The 14,922-nt window shown below is 46.8% G+C and carries 12 protein-coding genes and 1 pseudogene; 7 read left to right on the top strand and 6 right to left on the bottom strand.

Annotated elements, in window-relative coordinates:
• Positions 1 to 43: 43 nt before the first annotated feature.
• Entirely contained in the window at positions 44 to 922 is an 879-nt protein-coding gene (locus J2Z28_RS25915) for a carbohydrate ABC transporter permease (RefSeq protein WP_211084928.1), read from the bottom strand.
• Positions 923 to 934: 12 nt separating this feature from the next.
• Positions 935 to 1,855 carry an ABC transporter permease gene (locus tag J2Z28_RS25910; protein ID WP_211085022.1) on the bottom strand — a complete coding sequence of 307 codons (921 nt, stop codon included), beginning with the start codon at positions 1,853 to 1,855 and terminating at the stop codon, positions 935 to 937.
• 317 nt (positions 1,856 to 2,172) lie between these two features.
• Here J2Z28_RS25910 and J2Z28_RS25905 point away from each other — a divergent pair, with 317 nt between their 5' ends.
• The 3 genes from J2Z28_RS25905 to J2Z28_RS25895 all read left to right on the top strand — a co-directional run bounded on the left by J2Z28_RS25905 (position 2,173) and on the right by J2Z28_RS25895 (position 7,273).
• A complete protein-coding gene (locus tag J2Z28_RS25905; protein WP_211084926.1) occupies positions 2,173 to 3,933 on the top strand; it encodes a sensor histidine kinase in 1,761 nt (586 codons plus the stop codon).
• Entirely contained in the window at positions 3,908 to 5,500 is a 1,593-nt protein-coding gene (locus J2Z28_RS25900) for a response regulator transcription factor (protein ID WP_211084924.1), read from the top strand. Before J2Z28_RS25905 ends, J2Z28_RS25900 begins: the two co-directional genes overlap by 26 nt.
• A 120-nt stretch (positions 5,501 to 5,620) precedes the next feature.
• A complete protein-coding gene (locus J2Z28_RS25895) occupies positions 5,621 to 7,273 on the top strand; it encodes an extracellular solute-binding protein (protein WP_211084922.1) in 1,653 nt (550 codons plus the stop codon).
• Positions 7,274 to 7,397: 124 nt separating this feature from the next.
• Here J2Z28_RS25895 and J2Z28_RS25890 read toward each other — a convergent pair whose 3' ends face one another.
• Positions 7,398 to 7,640 (bottom strand): DUF7662 domain-containing protein, encoded by a 243-nt coding sequence (locus tag J2Z28_RS25890; RefSeq protein WP_036606815.1) that lies wholly within the window; start codon positions 7,638 to 7,640, stop codon positions 7,398 to 7,400.
• Between the two features lie 351 nt (positions 7,641 to 7,991).
• Between J2Z28_RS25890 and J2Z28_RS25885 the strand changes: the two genes are divergently transcribed.
• The 3 genes and pseudogenes from J2Z28_RS25885 to J2Z28_RS31905 form a co-directional block, all read left to right on the top strand.
• Positions 7,992 to 9,710, top strand: coding sequence for a DUF6138 family protein (locus J2Z28_RS25885; protein WP_211084921.1), 1,719 nt, complete (start codon positions 7,992 to 7,994; stop codon positions 9,708 to 9,710).
• Positions 9,711 to 9,798: 88 nt separating this feature from the next.
• The gene (locus J2Z28_RS25880) at positions 9,799 to 10,851 is read left to right on the top strand and encodes a hypothetical protein (RefSeq protein WP_211084919.1); all 1,053 of its coding nucleotides are present in this window, start codon (positions 9,799 to 9,801) and stop codon (positions 10,849 to 10,851) included.
• Between the two features lie 33 nt (positions 10,852 to 10,884).
• Positions 10,885 to 10,971: pseudogene (locus tag J2Z28_RS31905) on the top strand (DUF4176 domain-containing protein); the annotation flags it as partial.
• 61 nt (positions 10,972 to 11,032) lie between these two features.
• On the opposite strand, the gene J2Z28_RS25875 reads toward J2Z28_RS31905, so the two are convergent.
• Positions 11,033 to 12,142, bottom strand: coding sequence for a stalk domain-containing protein (locus J2Z28_RS25875; RefSeq protein ID WP_244988539.1), 1,110 nt, complete (start codon positions 12,140 to 12,142; stop codon positions 11,033 to 11,035).
• Between the two features lie 199 nt (positions 12,143 to 12,341).
• Positions 12,342 to 12,548, bottom strand: coding sequence for a hypothetical protein (locus tag J2Z28_RS25870; RefSeq protein ID WP_017692174.1), 207 nt, complete (start codon positions 12,546 to 12,548; stop codon positions 12,342 to 12,344).
• Between the two features lie 335 nt (positions 12,549 to 12,883).
• Here J2Z28_RS25870 and J2Z28_RS25865 point away from each other — a divergent pair, with 335 nt between their 5' ends.
• Positions 12,884 to 14,500, top strand: a complete 1,617-nt coding sequence (locus J2Z28_RS25865) for a copper amine oxidase N-terminal domain-containing protein (protein WP_211085018.1) — start codon at positions 12,884 to 12,886, stop codon at positions 14,498 to 14,500.
• A gap of 81 nt (positions 14,501 to 14,581) precedes the next feature.
• Here the strand turns inward: J2Z28_RS25865 and J2Z28_RS25860 are convergent.
• Positions 14,582 to 14,922, bottom strand: a 341-nt coding sequence (locus J2Z28_RS25860) for an IS3 family transposase (RefSeq protein WP_211084917.1), incomplete at its 5' end; no start/stop codon positions are given.

Genomic DNA, 14,922 nt, shown 5'->3' with positions numbered 1-14,922 from the left:
TTTCTGAACAAAGAATTCCAAGAGGGGATTTCGTGTGTTTGCCTTACTCTTTTACCGCCCCGAGCACAATTCCCTTTACGAAGAAACGCTGCAAGAACGGATATACGAGCAGAATCGGCAGAGCCCCAATAAAGATCTGAGCCGCGTTCACCGTACGTTGAGACATGTTCTGAAGCTGCGTTGCATCCACGTTCATATTAGAGAAATCCTGCTGTACGATAATGGTCTGCATTAACGTGGCTAATGGATATTTGGAAGCATCATTCATATAGATCAGCCCGTCGAACCAGGAATTCCACTGACCTACCATGGTGAATAAAGAGATTGTCGCAATGGCGGGCATGGATACAGGCAGATAGATTTTGAACAGAGTCGTGATATGGTTGGCTCCATCAATGAATGCGGCTTCTTCCAGCTCTTTTGGCACGTTGCGGAAAAAGTTCATCATCAGAATCAGGTTCCAGACAGCCACCGCTCCCGGCAAAATGAGAGCCCACATCGTATTCATCAGTCCAAGCTTCTGGATCAAAATATAGGACGGAATCAATCCCCCGCTAAACAGCATCGTGAAGATGAAAAACCACGCATATAACGAGCGCCCCTTGAAATGCAGACTCTCCTTGGATAACGGATAAGCCGTCAGGAAGACAAGTGTCATACTGAGCAGTGTGCCAAGAATGGTACGTTGAACTGAAATCCAAAGCGCGCTGAGAAAGTTACTGTTACCAAATGTTTTGGTATAGGCGTCCACCGTAAAATCAATCGGCCACAGTGTTACCAGATTGGCGGATGCTGCCGCTTTACCACTGAAGGAAACCGCCAGAATATGGACCAGCGGCAGGATGCACAGGATCGAGACGGCCGCGATGAATATCAGGTTAAAGCCATTGAATATACGGTACCCGGTTGTTTTGTGATACACCTTGATTCCTCCTCAAAATATACGGTAATTGGCGATTTTGTACGCCATCCGGTACGCAGAGATGACCAGGAACATCGCGACAAATGATTTGAATAGTCCAACGGCGGTCGCAAAGCTCATTTTGCCATTCAGAATTCCCATCCGGTAGACAAAGGTATCGATAATATCGCCTTTTTCATATACCAGCGGATTGTACAGGTTAAAGATCTGGTCAAAGCCTGCATTCAGGATATTGCCCAGCGATAACGTACCTACCACGATAATCATCGGCACGAGTGCAGGTAGGGTAATGTGCAAAGTCTGTCTGAGTCGTGTTGCCCCATCCACCTCCGAAGCCTCATACAGTGCGGGGTTAATACCCGCAAGTGCTGCCAGAAATACAATTGTCCCGAATCCAAACTCCTTCCACACATCACTGACAACTACCGTTACACGGAACCAGTCGCCATCTCCCAGAAAGAAGATTGGTTCAACACCAGCCGCGGCTAAAACCTGGTTTACCAGCCCACCTTCCGGTGATAACATATCGAGCAGAATGCCGCCCAGGACAACCCAGGACAGGAAATGGGGCAGATACACCAAGGTCTGTGAGAAACGTTTGAACGTGGAGTTCCGAACCTCATTCAGCAAAATGGCGAACACCACGGGGGCCAGAAGTCCGGCCACAATTTTCATCGAAGCAATTAGCACCGTGTTCCAGATGACCTGAACACTGTCGGGATATTCGAACATGAACCGGAAGTTGTCCCAGCCCACCCATTTGGAGCCGGTGAATCCCAGCCACGGTTTGAAGTCTTGAAAAGCAATGATAATGCCGCCCATGGGCACATAGGCGAACAGTAAAGTGAGCAGTACAGCAGGCAGCAGCATCAGATGCAACGGCCATGTGCGTTTGAAATTCCAGCGGGTACGTTTGCGTGAATGGGGTGTCATTTTTCGCACCGGCGTATTGGTTGTTAACGGTTGTTCGATAGCCATCAGGGTCCCTCCTTTATCTCGTCCACCCTGGCAACATGAGGTGAGCAAACCTCTGCACAGAGTGGAGCAACTGAATTATAGCAATGGAGAAGGGCGGACTATAGAACAACATTTCAATGCGGATGTTGAAATATTAACTTGTTGATGGAAACAGAGGTTTTCAAGTCACAGGAAAACGGGAGAACATAAAATCAACTAGAAATGTAAGGGTTTTCAATATAAAATAGGACTTCGGTGTAGAACGACTTCAAATTCAGGGACAGGGTGAAACGATGAAATTCACAGTATTTGCGAAAACGGTCATTCTCTTAATCTGCCTGCTGGTACCCATTCTGCTGCTCTATACATACGCGAACCAGGAAAATGTGGATATGGTCGTTGAAGAGAAACAGCAGTCGAGTTTGAACCAGTTCAATTATTTCAGTTCCCAGGTGGATAAAAATATCGAGCAGCTCTCGCTGTATGGCCTGACGTTGCTGCGAGATCCGAGTATCCTGCATTACCGTTACATGACAGACTCAACCAGCCAATATGAGAAAAACAGCATCTATCTGGATATTCTCGACAAATTATCATTGTACCAGTCCACCAGCCGCTGGAAGAACGATATTACCATTGTGCTGCCACAAGCGGAACTTGTGTTATCCACCATGTCCAGCCGGACGGTCTACGATGAGAAGATGTTGACGTTCCCGCAACCTGGCCAATGGCAGCTGGAGAAGGGGAGTTTCACCTACTTTTTCACGGATAACTACGAGTGGAATGAAAAACCGGTGAACACAGGCGTGCGAACGGTGATGGAGATTAATTTTGACCCGATGAACGTGGTTGCCATGTTGGATGATTTCAAAGAGACACAGGGCGGAGATCCCTTCTTGCTAGTACCAGGTAACGATCCGTTGTTGAACCGTACGGCGGACCCCGAATTGGTCGAAGCGATCATGCGTGATATGCCTTTTAACGGGCCGGAGAGGGAAGGCAATCATCAATTGGAGGTGGGCGGTAAACAATATCTGGTCAGTTACGTGTACTCCAAACAACTGCAAGCGGTATACGTGAACCCGGTGGTATTGGATGATTTGTTAACCCCAATGGACAAGAGCCGAAATATGTTTATTACCTCCATATTGTTACTGCTCGTGTTGAGTATTGGGGCTGCACTGCTTTTGTATCGAAAAGTTCAGGTGCCCATCCATCGCTTGATGAGAGGGCTGCAACAGATTCGCAAAGGACAGCTGTCCACACGGATTCCGGTCGATCACTCTCGTGATGAATTCGCGTATCTCACCCAGAGCTTCAACCATATGGCAGAGCAGATTCAGGAACTGATCGAGAAGGTATACGAGGAACGTATCCGTTCAAGGGAAGCCACATTGAAGCATCTTCAATCACAGATCAATCCGCATTTCCTTTACAACTGCCTGTTTTATATCAAAAATATGACCCAGCTCGGCAACCGTGAAGCCGTTATTGCCATGTCGCTAAGTCTGGGAGACTACTATCGCTACATTACGCGGGGCGAGAATGACATGACGACAGTGGAGGAAGAGATCCGGCTGCTGGATCACTATCTGTCCATTCAACAGATGCGGACCAACCGACTGACCTACGAGATCGCCGTACCGCAGCAACTGATGCAGCTCCACATTCCGCGACTGCTCATTCAGCCGATCGTAGAGAATGCGGTGATCCATGGCATTGAGCCGATGGAGGGCAGTGGGCATGTCGTCGTAACGGGGATGGCGGTACCCGAACATATTGAGGGTCGGAAATATACAAGATATAGCCTGTTTGTTGACAATGACGGTGTCACGCTGACAGCGGAAGAGATTGCCGAATTGGAACGGGAGATCAATGAACCAATGGGTGAGGAGATTGGAACAGGCACGTGGAATGTGCACCAGCGTCTCGTTACGCGATATGGGCTGTCGTCCGGGCTGCATTTTGGAGCGATTCCCTATGGTGGACTTAGTGTAGAAATTCGATGGTTTGAGGAGGAACAACCGCATGATGAATCTGATGGTCGTGGATGATGAACATTCAGCAGTAGAGTCGATCGCTGTCTCGATACCGTGGAGAGAACACGGGATTGGTCAGGTATTCAAAGCCTATTCTGTCAAAGAAGCCTTGGAACATATGGCATCACATCAGGTCCATATTATTATCACGGATATCCGTATGCCGGGTATGTCCGGTCTGGATCTGGTCAGTCACATCCGCCAAAAGTGGGAACAGACCAAATGTATTATTTTATCGGGGCATGCTTCCTTCGATTATGCGAAGCAGGCGCTCAAACATGGGACAGTCAGTTATCTGCTCAAGCCGGTCCGGGATGAGGAACTGATTGAATCCGTGCAACAGGCTGTAGTGCAGATTCGCCTGGAGGGTGAGAAACAATTGCTGCATCAGCGGGCCATGTATTCGGTAAGGGAACATTTGCCTGAGAAGCGAGCGGAGCTGATGAAGGATGTATTGTTAGGGCATAAATTTGCGGATGCTGAACTCGAAGGCAAGCTGGAGCAACTGGAGATCGGGTTCCGTCCACAGGATAAAATGCAACTGCTGCTCATCCGGTATGATGACCATCAACCTACACATAAAGCGTTTCGATTGATGAAGTACGCCATCTCAAATGTGGTGGAAGAGATCTACGGCAGTACCTACCATCTCTGTCATACGGATGACGCCTATGATGATCTGGTCTTCATGGCCAGTCCCAAACAAACTCAGGCCGAACCTGAAATGCTAATGGGAAGGCTTGGAGAACGGTTAATCCACAGTGTGAGGCAGTATCTGAACGCGACCATTTCCTTGTCCGTTAGTCGTATGGGGCGTTTCCCGGATCAGGTGCCGCAGCTATATCATCAAGCCGTCAGTGCACTTCGCAAGCAGGCCGAGGCGGGCAAAGGATTACATCTGAATGCGGCGGCAGGAACCAATGGGGCCACGTTGAAGTCTCTTACAGCGCTGTATGAACCGCCGGGTCTAACGACGTTATTGGAAGCCGGGCGCATGGAAGATGCACACCGCAAGATTGATCAGATCTTTGCCGAACTGTCGAACAGTGTGTTCCCGGAACATGTGTATGTGGCTTTTCATTATCTGGCGGCAGCATTCTCCTATATGGCTCATCGGGAAGGAAGACAGTTAGCCGAAGTGCTTGGGGAGCAGTACCAGCAGTTGCTCAAGGATGGTTATGGTATCTCGCTGCGTAGTCTGGAAACGTGGACTCGGTCTGTGATGAAGCAGTGGGAAGAGAGCACCAGCGATGCGGGACAGGATGCGGGATCAACGCTGATTAGGCAGGTGCAGCAATGGATTGACCATCATCTGGGTGAAGATTTATCGTTGCAGGTCATTGCCGGAGAGGTGCATCTGCACCCCGTATATCTGTCGAAAATGTACAAACAATCCACAGGTGAAGGCATTAGTGATTATATTATCCGTTCCAGAATGGAACGTGCGGTTCATTTGCTCAAGCATACGGCGATGAAGATCTATGAAGTCGGTCAGGAAGTGGGGTACAATAACACGCCTTATTTCATTCAGGTGTTCCGCAAACATTATGGACTGACCCCGCAGGATTTTCGGAACGGTTAACAAATCGATATGAACATTGAAATTGTGATATATGTTTGCCTCCCCGGCTGCACTATCCTTTTCATGTAAGGTGCATTTGGCACATAAGGGTATCCAAGTTACCTGAGGAGGGGTTAGTTCATGTATAGAAAAATGATGACGGCATTGCTCGCAATCACGATGGTTGCTGTAACGGCATGTAGTTCGGGGGCCAAGGAAGAACCGGCGAAGGAAGCCGCTGCACCACTTGCTCTGCAAGACGGGAAGTATGAACCGGCGGTACAGATGAGTTATTTGCGGGCCTGGAATGATGATACGAAATTCAAGAACGGGGAAACGGCACAGAACAATGTGCATACCAAATGGGCCAAGGAACGACTTGGCATCGATCTGACCACACCGTGGGCTGTATCGGTGACAAATGATGCATTTTACACGAAATTGCGCTTGTCCCTGTCCGCTAACGAAGAACTGCCGGATATTGTCTCCATTCGGGGAGACTACAATCTGGTACGGGAATTAATTGAGTCTGGCAAATTTGCGAATGCAGGCGAGTTGTTTGACAAGTATGCTTCGGACACATGGAAACAGGCATCTGAATCGGCACCCGAGGAATGGTATCCATACATGTATGAGGGCGAACGTTACGGTATTCCGATCTTCGATTATGCGTACAACGGCGATTCGGTCATGTTCATTCGGGAAGACTGGCTGAAGAAGCTGGGACTGGAAGAACCAAAAACCATGGATGAGCTGGTTACGGTCATGGATGCTTTTACAAATCAGGACCCGGATGGGAACGGTAAGAAAGATACGTATGGTCTGACCGTGGGCATGAAAAATGCGCTCAATACCTGGATGACGGAATCCGGCTGGATCTTCGGCATGTACAACACGATGCCTGGACAGTGGAATGATGCCGGAGACGGAACACTGCAATATGGCTCCATTCAGCCAGGTGTGAAGGAAGGCCTTGCAACGATGAAAGATTGGTTGTCCAAAGGTTACCTGCCCAAAGAAGCGGGTGTCTATGACGAGATCAAGGCAGCAGAATTGTTCACCGCAGGTAAAGCAGGCATTATTGTGGGACCACACTGGATGCCAAACTGGCCGATTGATGATGTGAAGAAAAATGTGGACGGTGCCACGTACAAGGCCATTGCTTTACCTACAGGACCAACAGGTGAGAGCCACCAGCATGGTTCTGGTGCAAGTAACGGCGTTGTACTGATTAACAAAGACATGGCGAACCCGGAGATTTTCTTCACATACCAAAATTATCTGTTCGACAACTTTGCTAATCCGGAAGTGGGAAGCGAGTTCGAACATGGCTTCGCACAAGGATATGATTATGACATCGTGGATGGCAAAGTCGTTGGTGAAGCTGAAGTGAAGGACGGCGTATCACCACTCAAATATACAATTACGTATGACGGTGCACGGATTCCGAATCTCATGATGGATACGCTGGCGGAACTTGCGAAGGGCAAGGAGCCGGAGACCCCTTTTGAGAAAAATACGGAAATTGCCAACAAACCGGAAGTGTTTGTAGCCGCAGAGGTGGTCGTTGCGAATAAAGATAATGCGATCAAGAGCAAGTTCACGGGAGCACCGACCGAGACGATGAAAATGAAACAGGATGCGATCGACAAGCTGGAGAAGGATACGTTCAGCAAGATCATCTATGGTCAGGTGGGCATTGAGGAGTTTGATGCGTTTGTGACGAAGTGGAAATCCATGGGCGGCGATGATATCACTGCCGAAGTGAACGAGTGGTATAAGACAGTCAATTAATTTAAAAAGCAGGGGAGAACTGATGAATTCATCAGTTCTCCCCTGCTTTTTTTGTCTCGAATAACATTTATGGAAAAATAGAACCTTTGGAGTTATAACTAACAATCTATATCGTACAGATCCATTATGACTCGCAGCGGACAAAAGTTACTTGTTTTCCTAGAATCACATTCTCAACCTTCCATCCGGCATTTAACCAGGATAGTGCCTGTGTATGATTATTGGAATTATTCACCCACCATTGTTCGCGATTATATGCTGTAGGGGGTAACGTAAATCCAAGAATCTCCTCAAGCTCTGCGTATGTAAGGGTGATTGAAACTTGATTCAAATAGTTTTCCAAGGGGAAGTATTTGCTGTAGCTCATTTAGTCAGACCTCCTGAAAAGGAATACAATAATTATACAACGTAGGGATGATGATAGCGAGGGCAAGCCGAGAGTGTACATAGATATGAAAAAAAGGAATCCGTATCCGTAGATCTCTTTGACTAGGGCATGTCTTAAATACCACTTATGGGCATCTTTCACCACCTTTTCTCCCCCTGCTGCCTTATTGTTCCGGGTGTGCTGGAGAGAGTAAAATAATAGGTAGTATACGAACATCAATACGTATTTATAACATAGATACCTCGGATTGATCCGGGATTCATAAAGTTTCAAGTAGGTTCAAGTGTGTTTGATGAACATCATAAGATGCATGGGAAGGCAGGAGTTTAGATGAGTACACTTTATGATCAGGCGATGGAAGAGATGATGACGACGATCCATGAATGGTTTGATGAACAGGAAAAGCGGGATGACTTGGAAAGTGTTGTGAAGCGAACTACACTGCAAATGGGTATTTTTAATGATATTGTACTGGATTACAAACCTGGACGGACCACGGTAGACAGCCTGGATCTGGGTTTAGATGATGATGATGTAAAATTAAAGCAGGCAGGAGCCTTTACCGAGGAACAGGTACGGAACGAGATCGGGCCTAAGCTTGCAGAGGTTGTTCAGGAAAGATTGGACAAGCTGGCAGATACTCCGTTGGCTGACTACCGCTTCACCTTGCGAGGGAAATTCCCAACAACCGAAGGCAAGCTGCAACTGACTTTATTGGAATGGATAAACGAAGAGAAAAGAAAGCTGCTCCTTGAGCGTATTCATACCTATGTAGACAAGAATCTGGAGAACAGTACATATCCAACGAAGCCATTGGATTCCTTCTTTTTGACGAGTCATCTGCTCGATCCAAAGCTGTTCCCGGAGTTGGATGTAGCATGGACGATCGGGCAGTATGACCGGATTCAAGAGTTGAATCAGGGTCGTCCGGAGGCACTTGCGGAACATCGTGGTGAGATTACTCGTGCAGTGACGGCATGGGCGGAGAATCAGTTTTTGCCACAGTATTATGATGTACAATCTTCGGCTTATCGTACCAATGAATATTCGCTTAAGCCCGGAGCAACGCTTCAATCGAACATTGAAACACAGACTGACCAACATTTGGACGAGCACGGGAAGCAGCAAACATCCGAGGCTCAACCAATCGATCTGCTGTTATACGCAGCGGTCATGATTCTACGTTTTGAGCCCAGTTATAGCAAATCCAAAGGTGTGACTTTTCTGGAACTCGCGAAGCAACTCGGTAGCAAACGTGCGGCACGTATGATGACAGAAGGTAGCGGAACGTATGCGAAGGACGGTATTCATGTGAGAACGGAAGAAGTGGAATGCAAAGCAAATGATGTATTTGCTCTGATGACCATTCACATTCGTAAGGAAGGGGCTGGTGCCTATCAACAGGCACTTACCTTTATCACTCATTTATTGAAACAGGGCTTTCCGAAAAGTTATAAGATCAAGCTCAAGTCCAGCGTAAAGCAGTATTTGCCGATCAAAGGGCTCGCGAAGTCAGATACCCACCGATTCTTTGCCAATGCACTGGAGTACCCGGAGCTGCATCCACTCCTGGAAGAGTATGCGCGTGAGGCTATCCAAGAGTTTGAGTTCTACGAGGATACCGAGGGAGAGAAAAGCTGTATGCCGGGCAGTTATGCAACCTTTGGACTGGGGCTTGTGGATGAGCAGTATTTCCCGTTGGTTGAATATTACATGGGTGAAGTGGATGATGAGCATCAGTTGATTCAGGATAAGTTCATTGCGGCATTTGTGGAAAAACAGGGTGTAACGGCTCAATCCATACCTGCGTTAGTCGCCAGCTTGCGTCGTTCGACCGATAGTCTGAAGCTGAAGATTCAGCCCGAGCTGGAGAATGAGGAAATACTCGAACTGCTGGTTAGACAGATTCAAAAACTTGAGCATTATGAAGTGGAACGTGTAGTCTATCCGATCTTTGGCAAGGTGGAGAAGCTAACGACGCTCGCTCGCAAAGCGGAAGGAAGACGGAAGGAATTATTGCTGGAACTGTTGCAGGCCGCAGGGAAGTAAAAATGTAAACAAGACAAGTAAGTTTGCTGTGCCAGCTAGTAAAACATTTTAGAGAAGTGAAAGTGCATAAGGAAAGGTGGGGGAAGTTGTGGAGGCATTGAGACGAGACATGTGGCAGGGGTTGAATGCTCAGGACAAAGAGGCTTGGATGCGTAAGCTTGTTCGTCAGTTACCAGACGGTATGGTATATGAGGGCCTCGAGACATTTGAACGATTTGGTCAGCGGATGGAGACAGGTATATTTACGGAGGATGGGCTGAGATTTGTGTTTGTGCCTGGGGATCAAGTAACACTCGGCTGGGATCGTTGGCAGCATGGTATGAACGAAGAGACATCAGCCGACCTGCATGAAACAGTCAGTGAGTATGGTGTGGAGGACGTGGATTCTTTTCTGGCGAGTCAAATGTCACCTGTAAGAACGGTCAACATTGCGCCGATGCTTGTTGAATGCGAACTGATCTCACTTGGCTGGATTGAAGTGTCCAAGGAGGAAGCATTTGCACAGGAAAATCCTGATTTCCCGTCAGCGCTGGAGCAGTTTAAGCAGTCGGAAATACGTGAATATGAATTGCATCAACAATTTCGATTGATTCGCCAAAGTGAGAATGAAGTCCGAATCCTGTGGTTCAACGAAGGAATAGAGTTGGAAGACGTTGTGAGGGAGGAAGCTGCAGCGGGTTTTGGTTTACTAACCGAAGACGAATGGGAGTATATCTATGGCGGCGGTTGTCGCACGTTATTTCCCTGGGGTGACAGCTTCGACTATACGATGAGATTGAAGCACTTTGGAAGTCTGGAAGGCGTGGATGAAATTGTGGATGGATTGGCAGAGACGGCCTCTTCACGGGTTGAAGAAAAGGATGATTGTCCTTATGATCTGGAACTGCCGAATTTCTTCGGAGTGCAATTTGCCGGTGATCCCTACAAGTATGAGCTTACACTGGATTCGGCTGGGGATGTGATGCCCAAAGGCGGAGACGGCGGTAGCCTGATATGTGGTGGTACAGGACCGCTGGTTGGTTTCTTGCCTGCTGCTGCGGTCTATTATCGAGACGTTAATGCCAGTGAACTTGACTGGGAGGATTTGATGGATACGATGATGTATCGCAGGGTTGTTCGTTTGGCTGAACTGGCATTGTAATTATGATGGAACGAATCTATGATGTAAGTCTTTAATTATAAAGATATCGAAGAAGTTGTTTTTAAAGGGTATGCGGACGAACAGGAAGAGGTCTTTGTAGCAGAGTTTGAGCATACGTAACACACATCAAATCAGCCCCAGCTCATAGAGCGGGACCGAAATGATGTGTGTTTATTTTTGTTTATTTCACTTTTTGTACAGATACCGCCATTTGCTCCAGTTGAGTGTGAGTCAATTGGTTATTCGGCGAGCTGAGTGTTACATAACGATCATCCAGCTTGAATGTGAGCATGTCCGTTTGGTCTGGTGTATACCATTTGGCTGAGACGCCATTAGGCAGTTTTACCGTTTTGCCATCATAGCTGAACGAATAATCTTTAGGGGAGACCGTTACATTCATACGATTAAAAACAAAGTTTACACCATCACCGCCTGCACCTACGCTTTTGAACGTATCTCCAGCAACCATATGTTGTGGGGCATAGGCTGTGGTGAACCCGTCAAACTTCGCAAATGCTTTGCGAATGTTATCCAATTGTTGTTTGCTATAGTTCACATCTGCGAATGCAGTGATCCCTTGATCATTGTTGCTGTTAGACTTTTGAACAGAGACAGCGACTTGTTGCAACTGAGCTTGGCTCAGCTTATGATCCGGGGAGCTAAGCGTAACGTAGCGATCATCCAGCTGGAATGTGAGCATGCCCGTTTGATCTGGTGTGTACCATTTGGCGATAACACCATTGGAGAGTTTCACGTCTTTGCTCGTATAACCGTCCGAATAATCTCTTGGAGACACATCCACTTTCATATGGTTGAAGACAAAACTGACGCTGTCGCCACCCGCACCTACACTTTTGAACTTGTCACCTGCGATCATCTGTTGAGGTGCATAAGCGGTCTCGAACCCATCGAATTGTGCAAAAGCTTTTTGAATCGCCTCTTTTTGTGCTGCGCTATACGTTACATTCGTCAAGGCTGATGGATTGCTGGTAGCTTGGCCGATAATGACCTGTCCTTTTTTGCCGTCATAGGATACGGGTACATGCAGTGCATCGGCAAGCGCACGTACGGGCAGATAAGTGGAGTTGTTATAGGTAATTGGAGCAAGTTTGTTGCCATTGCCATCGGTTGGTGAGTAAGCCGCGCCATCGACATTAAAGCTTATTCCATGATTAAGGTATGCGGAGATTTTCTCCAACTGCGTTCCGGCGAATACACCCGTTGCTCCTGTTAATGTCATGCCCAGTACCATCATCGTTGCTACGGATTTCTTCATGTTTTTTTTCATCATATATCTCTCCTTCAAGTTGGGGTTTGGTTTGTTTTATGGGCTCGCTGTCCCTTATGGCTTTATATTAAACCCCGAACATATCCAGAATAATTCTGAATTATCTCCAACTTGTAAACATGTGCATGTATATGGAGAATGTAGAACGAAAACTGAAGCTGCTTGGCATGTTTGAACGTATTCTTTGCCGAATCGAAACATTTTAGTTAAAAAGATAGAGGATTAGTCCGCCAAAACCAAGTACAATCGCACCAACGTATACATAGGAAAGTTTGCTAAGGTTTTGCTTTGTGCGGCGATCATATTCGGGATTGCTGGTCTGATTGGCTTTGGAATTTCCGATGATCATGGTAGCAATGCCTCCAAATAAGGCGATACCCACAATTAAAACATAAGGCAACCAGGTCATGAATGGACCCCCTTCGTGAATAATATGAATTCTCTTCATTGTACTTCAGGATAACCTTCGATGTAAGCTTTAATTGAGAAATAAAGGGAAATGAAGTGCCTATCTTACAGGAGGTATATCGTCTCGGATAGGAAAGATCACTATAATTTTATATTTTTTTAATTCAAAAAAACCCTGATACAACAGGCTTTCGTAGCTTTCTTCACTGAAGGCTGCGAATTTTTTTTGCACACAGAGTGATCCAGAATAGAGAACCCTGCGTTACACCCTATGAAGACGACGACGAGGAAACAAAGGATAAACAAAACAAACCGAGGAGTGAACACGTAATGAAAATGAAAATGAAGAAGTTTATCGCACCTGTACTTAGCTTGACACTATTGATGCCGGGAATCGCTGGAGCAGCTTCCGCACCACAGACACCAATGACCATGATGAAAGCATCCGTGAACACACCGGCGGCTGACCTGAGAGCGAACCTGGACCACCTGTTGTCCGAGCACTTTGCACTCGCAGTAACGGCAATGGCCAAAGCATATGACGGAGCAAAAGATGCAGATGCAGCCTACAAAGCACTCGACCAGAATGCACTGGATATGCAACCAGCAATCGCTTCCCTATACGGTGACGCAGGTGCCAAAGAATTCGAACGCATCTTCCGCGCTCATAACAAATACACAGATGATCTGGTGAAAGCAACCAAAATGGGCAACCAGGCTGGGATCAAACAAGCACAGGCAAACATCAACGGTTTCGTGGATGAGTTCTCCACATTCCTGAGCACAGCTACCGAAGGCAAATTGCCAAAAGCAGCAGCCAAACAGGCGCTGAAAGTACATGAAGATCTCGTGCAAAAAGTATTTGATGAGTATGTAGCTGGAGATTACGCTGATGCATACAAGGCTTACCGTGAAGGTTTCAAAGAAATGTTCGACGTAAGTAAGGCACTCTCCACAGCAATTACGACACAAATGCCTGAGAAATTCGAAAATACCAAAGCGGATACAAAAGCAGCTGATCTGAGATCTGCACTCAACCACTTGGCTTCTGAACACTTTGCGCTTTCGGCTCTGCAAATGCAAGAGCAATTTGATGGACGTACAGCCGCTTCCAACGCACTGATTACAACTGAAGCTGGAAACACAGCTGACTTCAAAGCAGCAATTGCTTCCGTTTACGGTAACGATGGTGCCAATGCTTTCGAGAAAATTTGGGTAACGAACCACGTTAATGCACAAAGCGACTATGTAAAAGCTGTTAAAAACAACGATGCTGCGGCTCGTGCAGCAGTAGAGAAACGTATTGATGGATTTACAACAGAGTTCGCTACATTCCTGGATTCGGCAACAGCTGGAAATCTGCCAAAAGCAGCAGGACAACAAGCACTGACAACGCATGAAAATCAAGTACAAAACGTATTGAATCAATATGCAGCAGGTAACTATGATGCTTCTTACACAACAAATCGTGAAGGCTTCAAAGTGATGTTTGGTGTAGGTCAAGCCCTGGGTAACGCAATTGTGACTCAATTCAATGACAAATTCCAAGAGCCAGCAACACCTGCACCAGATATGACAACGGTATGGATGCAACTGAACAGCAAAATGCTGAAAATTAACGACAAAACAACCAACATGGATACCACACCAGTGCTTTGGAAAAACACAACATACATTCCACTGCGTTTCCTGAGTGAAGGTATTGGCGCAACGGTGAAATGGGACAAAAAAGCACAGCAAGTAACGGTAATGGCTGGCGATGATACCCTTGAATTCTGGGTGAACAACAACGTTATGGAAGTGAACGGCGTGAAGAAAAACGTGGGTGCAACTGTATTTGTAAACAAAGATGGACGTACGCAAGTACCTCTGCGCTTCATCGCTGAACTTCTGAACTGGGACGTGAAATGGGCACAAAAAGATGGTTCCATTACGCTGACTAAATCAATGTAATCCAACGTTTTATATATGAATCAAACAAAAGAGCTGCCCCATACGTGGTCATACCCCTGTCAAGTAGACAGATGAAAAAAGCTATGCTGCCAGTGCGCATCGATATTCAATCGGTGCGCGCTGTTTGAGTTTGGCTTGAAAGCGTCGGTAGTTGTAATTGTACATGTAATCTTCCACGGCTTGTCGAATCTCTGCTTCTGAATTACACTGGTTAAGGTACAGCTTCTCTGTCTTGAGATGCGAAAAGAAGGATTCGATGCATGCGTTATCCAGGCAGGTTGCTTTGCGAGAGTGGCTGCCTTTGACGCCGAATGCTTCTAATCGTGAGTTGTACGCCTGAGACGTGTATTGGAAGCCCTGATCCGAATGGAGCACGGCTTCTGAAACGTCTCTTTTTTTTTGTCCATTGTTCCACCGTATCC

It is taken from the genome of Paenibacillus xylanexedens, assembly GCF_017874615.1.
Taxonomy (GTDB): domain Bacteria; phylum Bacillota; class Bacilli; order Paenibacillales; family Paenibacillaceae; genus Paenibacillus; species Paenibacillus xylanexedens.
Note: the sequence above shows the minus strand (reverse complement) of the source record. Positions and strands in the feature narration are given on the sequence as shown.

Excerpts from the sequence above, each read along its gene's own strand:
- J2Z28_RS25875 (WP_244988539.1), bottom strand. The coding sequence starts at position 12,142 with ATGATGAAAAAAAACATGAAGAAATCCGTAGCAACGATGATGGTACTG.
- J2Z28_RS25865 (WP_211085018.1), top strand. The coding sequence starts at position 12,884 with ATGAAAATGAAGAAGTTTATCGCACCTGTACTTAGCTTGACACTATTG.
- J2Z28_RS25905 (WP_211084926.1), top strand. The coding sequence starts at position 2,173 with ATGAAATTCACAGTATTTGCGAAAACGGTCATTCTCTTAATCTGCCTG.
- J2Z28_RS25885 (WP_211084921.1), top strand. The coding sequence starts at position 7,992 with ATGAGTACACTTTATGATCAGGCGATGGAAGAGATGATGACGACGATC.
- J2Z28_RS25870 (WP_017692174.1), bottom strand. The coding sequence starts at position 12,548 with ATGACCTGGTTGCCTTATGTTTTAATTGTGGGTATCGCCTTATTTGGA.
- J2Z28_RS25900 (WP_211084924.1), top strand. The coding sequence starts at position 3,908 with ATGATGAATCTGATGGTCGTGGATGATGAACATTCAGCAGTAGAGTCG.
- J2Z28_RS25890 (WP_036606815.1), bottom strand. The coding sequence starts at position 7,640 with ATGAGCTACAGCAAATACTTCCCCTTGGAAAACTATTTGAATCAAGTT.
- J2Z28_RS25910 (WP_211085022.1), bottom strand. The coding sequence starts at position 1,855 with ATGACACCCCATTCACGCAAACGTACCCGCTGGAATTTCAAACGCACA.
- J2Z28_RS25895 (WP_211084922.1), top strand. The coding sequence starts at position 5,621 with ATGTATAGAAAAATGATGACGGCATTGCTCGCAATCACGATGGTTGCT.